General features: G+C 40.0%; 4 protein-coding genes. All 4 read right to left on the bottom strand.

Annotated features, from left to right (window positions below; all coding sequences use genetic code 11):
• Positions 1–733: 733 nt before the first annotated feature.
• Positions 734–883, bottom strand: coding sequence for a hypothetical protein (locus tag ELS82_RS26505; RefSeq protein ID WP_167489502.1), 150 nt, complete (start codon positions 881–883; stop codon positions 734–736).
• 127 nt (positions 884–1,010) lie between these two features.
• On the bottom strand, positions 1,011–1,643 hold the full coding sequence (locus tag ELS82_RS23665; RefSeq protein WP_134837610.1) for a DUF6338 family protein: 633 nt from the start codon (positions 1,641–1,643) through the stop codon (positions 1,011–1,013).
• A gap of 112 nt (positions 1,644–1,755) precedes the next feature.
• A complete protein-coding gene (locus tag ELS82_RS23660) occupies positions 1,756–2,904 on the bottom strand; it encodes a hypothetical protein (RefSeq protein WP_134837609.1) in 1,149 nt (382 codons plus the stop codon).
• 104 nt (positions 2,905–3,008) lie between these two features.
• The gene (locus ELS82_RS23655) at positions 3,009–3,554 is read right to left on the bottom strand and encodes a GNAT family N-acetyltransferase (protein WP_134837608.1); all 546 of its coding nucleotides are present in this window, start codon (positions 3,552–3,554) and stop codon (positions 3,009–3,011) included.
• Between the last annotated feature and the right edge of the window lie 37 nt (positions 3,555–3,591).

Here is a 3,591-nt window from a genome sequence, read left to right as displayed (position 1 = left end):
AACGTTGGCATGTTTTACAGGTTGATAGATTCAAGAACTTAGACCGACAATGCGGATTTGCTGAGTCTACTAGGAACGGATTGCCAGAGGGACAAAGAACTAGGACCTAAGACATTTAAGCCTTTGAAATACAAGTAAACATAACGCCCAATTAAGGGGTGAACAACGCCTCCCCCCAACCTAACGCATTGTGCCATAAACACTAAATTTGAAGTAGAAGCAAAAGTGCCAAGCGTTGTGAATCCCTCTTAAATTGCTTGTTATAACTACGCTTTCCTAATTGGTTGACATATAAACCACAAAAAACAAAGCGCAAACGTTAGCCCTGCTGCATTTAACTCGTTAAGTCCGAATTGATTGACGAAAAGGGAACTCCCCGAAGCTGCAACAAAAAAAGTAGCATAATAATAGACCTTGAACAGCTTTAACTCATGAGAACACTTTTTGCATTTTATTAGTTTGCCAGGGATGAATTTTAACTTATCCCTTACAGTCAAGGGCTCTGCGCAGTTTGGGCACTTGAACATATCCACTCCTAATTGGCATTGTGAAATCAATAGACTAAGGGCAACTAGTTGACTATACAAAACAGTAAGAATTTACTTCGAGTGAGTTCAAAAATGCCACGTAGTTATAACGCCGCATTAAGGTGTGAGCGGCGCTTGGCTATACTTGAGCGAAGCGAAACTGCCAAGCGTTGCGAATCACTCTTAAATGCTTTGTTATACCCGTATTAAGGTTTCTTCGGCGGAGTACCTCCAGGCTTAGTCTGATTCTTAGGAGGTTGGTACCCCGCTTGATCATTTCGAGGTGGACGATACCCTTCATTCACGGGGCGATAACCATCCATTCCAGTACCTTTGTTCCCATTACCCTGAGTCATATTTATTCCTTACGGTTTTTGTGGTGGTGTTCCAGTTGTTTTTTTTTGCCCGCCGGTTTTAGGTGGCTGGTATCCTTTTTTCTCAACTTTGGGAGGTTGATATCCCTCCATACTTGGTCGGTATCCATCATTCAGTGGAACCTGTTGATTCTGAGTCATCTGTTTGTTCTCCTGTGTCGTACTCGAAAAATTCTATAGTTTTTATTTTTGAGGAGCCTATTAGTATTCCTAACGTTCCTGCACGTGGACGAATAAAGGTATCTTCATTATCAATATGCCAGCATTCTTCCAAGTATATTTGTTCCGCAGCAGGATAACTGGATGCAAATGAATCACCAGCAAACTTCCCCCCGATCCGCTTACCATCAGTAAGCTCGACAATAACCCAGTACCACTTCCGTTGTTGAAAGACAAAATCCCACGGCTTTTGAATAGGGTGCGGCGCATTCTTTTGGAACACTTCTAGCTGACGTACTTTGCTAAACGCGAGTGCTAGCAAACAAGGCAAAACCAAAAGTACACCGAAAACTAGCAACCAAAGAAGCCAGAAATCTAGCTTTTCGATATGTTCACGAAGTTCGATTATAGGTATTCCAACTAACGCATAACAAACACAGCTATAAGCCAAAGAATCAATTACTTGTTTGGATGAGTCCAATTTATCATTAGGGTGCAAAAGACCATAGAATTTGATCGCAACAAAGCCCGGTATAATGAATGCGATAAATAGCAATAACTTATCGATTTCCCAAATGTCCAATATTATCTCCTAAGGGTATAACGCCGCATTAAGGTGTGAGCGACGCTTGGCTATACTTGAGCGAAGCGAAAATGCCAAGCGTTGCGAATCACTCTTAAATGCTTTGTTATATTTATTTTTCGACGTATCTATCCGTCTTTCTTACTGTTACTGGACGAAATGGATAACATTCAGATAGTAGAGCTTCAATTTCTTCGTTCTGTTCCCATTCACTGTCAACATAGCACCAATCTACATCACACCACTTTTCATGGTGATTGATGAAAATCACTCCAATACATTTTGTATTCTTTTGCTCGTACTTGTGAGCCAAAGTTAAGTTAGTTAGACGATTATGCTTAAACTCACGGTCTTCCCGTCTTGAGGGAATGAACACAAAGCCACAATCGAGTCTAGGGACACTAAATCTATATGGCAACGTATCCCGATTTTCATTTGCCAACTCAAAGCACAGGGTAAATCGCTCTTTGAATGCTTTAAGCTCACCCCTAGTCATTTTTGCAAGTTGAGTTAGAATAAAATAGTAGTCTGTTGTATTTTCATAATCTCGCATTCTGTCCGGGAATGTGTTGATAACACCTGTCATATCCCACGACTCTGTATCCAGAACATTCAATGTCGTTAAATTTAAGGCATACTCAATATTAGGAGTAACAATTTCATCTTTAACTAGGTACTGCCCAAGCAAGGCTTGCTCTGGTAATTCGTTGACAATCTTTGGAAAGTTCAAAATTAATTGCTCACGATATGATAGATACTCATTAAGCTCAGCAGGAGTAGCTAACGATTCAATAAGTCCAAAATAGTCATCTTTGCAGAACAAGTGAATAACACCAGCTGTTGAACTTTTATGAAATTTTTTCTGCAATACTTCCGTAGGAAGTAGCTTAGATGGCTTGTACATTACTACCTTATGAATATTCTTCACCTGATCTGTAGCGATGTTTATTTTATGCCCTCGATTATTCTCTAAATGAACTTCGTCGTAATCACCTATATACCTCAATGAATCACGGATTTGGCTACAAGCATTTTTAATAATCTTTTTTTCAAACCACTTGATTTCTTTCTCTGCCGTGGAGCTTTCTGGCTCAAAACGTTCTTTCAACTGATAGATGACATAAAGATCATCAATCATTAATACATTGTCCGCTAGCTCTACTTCTTGACCATCTTCACGCTTAAACAATGTGCTTGAATACGTAAATTCTTTGAAAAAGTAAAACTCATTCAGCTTCGACATTTCTTCTTCTAAGTTCATAACTTACCTATAAATATAACGCCGCATTAAGGTGTGAGTAGCGCTTGGCTATACTTGAGCGAAGCGAAACTGCCAAGCGTTACGAATCACTCTTAAATGCTTTGTTATGCGTAATTTTTGACGTACTTTGTCATTGCTGTTTCCGAGACTGACAAACCGTCGATTCTATATTGATCTTTGAACTCTCCAACAACATCGAACCCTGCTTTTAGGTAGAGGTTCTTCGCTGGGAAATTCTCTGATAGTACACAAAGATCAAGCCAGTCAATTTCGGCTTTTTCTTGGCAGAAATTTATAACCGCATCAATGAGTCGTTGACCAATACCTTGCTTCCTGCAAGAAACATCTACGCCCATACCAAGTAGAACTCGATGAGAACGGCTATCATCACCGTGGTGGCGAAGATCAATGTGACCTTTGATACTTCCAGAGGTGTCTTTTACAACCCAGAGCTTTCTCCAACCTAAATCGCCAAAGTGATGGGAAAATCCTTGGATAAACTTATCTTTTGTTGCTTCTGGAACTTCACTTTGCTCTCTGGACATTGGTTGAAAAAGAGGAACTTCTCCATTACCATTTTCAGACAGCTGATTTTCAAGATACACAAAGAATGAATCTAAATCCGATTTTTCCGCTTCTACTACTTCCATCTAATACTCCGTGGTCCATCGATTACGCATAACGCCC

Source organism: Vibrio ouci (genome assembly GCF_004551525.1).
Taxonomy (GTDB): Bacteria; Pseudomonadota; Gammaproteobacteria; order Enterobacterales; family Vibrionaceae; genus Vibrio; species Vibrio ouci.
Note: the sequence above shows the minus strand (reverse complement) of the source record. Positions and strands in the feature narration are given on the sequence as shown.

What these genes read in the sequence shown, in the direction of transcription:
- ELS82_RS23655 (WP_134837608.1), bottom strand. Translation starts at nt 3,554, where the DNA reads ATGGAAGTAGTAGAAGCGGAAAAATCGGATTTAGATTCATTCTTTGTG.
- ELS82_RS23660 (WP_134837609.1), bottom strand. Translation starts at nt 2,904, where the DNA reads ATGAACTTAGAAGAAGAAATGTCGAAGCTGAATGAGTTTTACTTTTTC.
- ELS82_RS26505 (WP_167489502.1), bottom strand. Translation starts at nt 883, where the DNA reads ATGACTCAGGGTAATGGGAACAAAGGTACTGGAATGGATGGTTATCGC.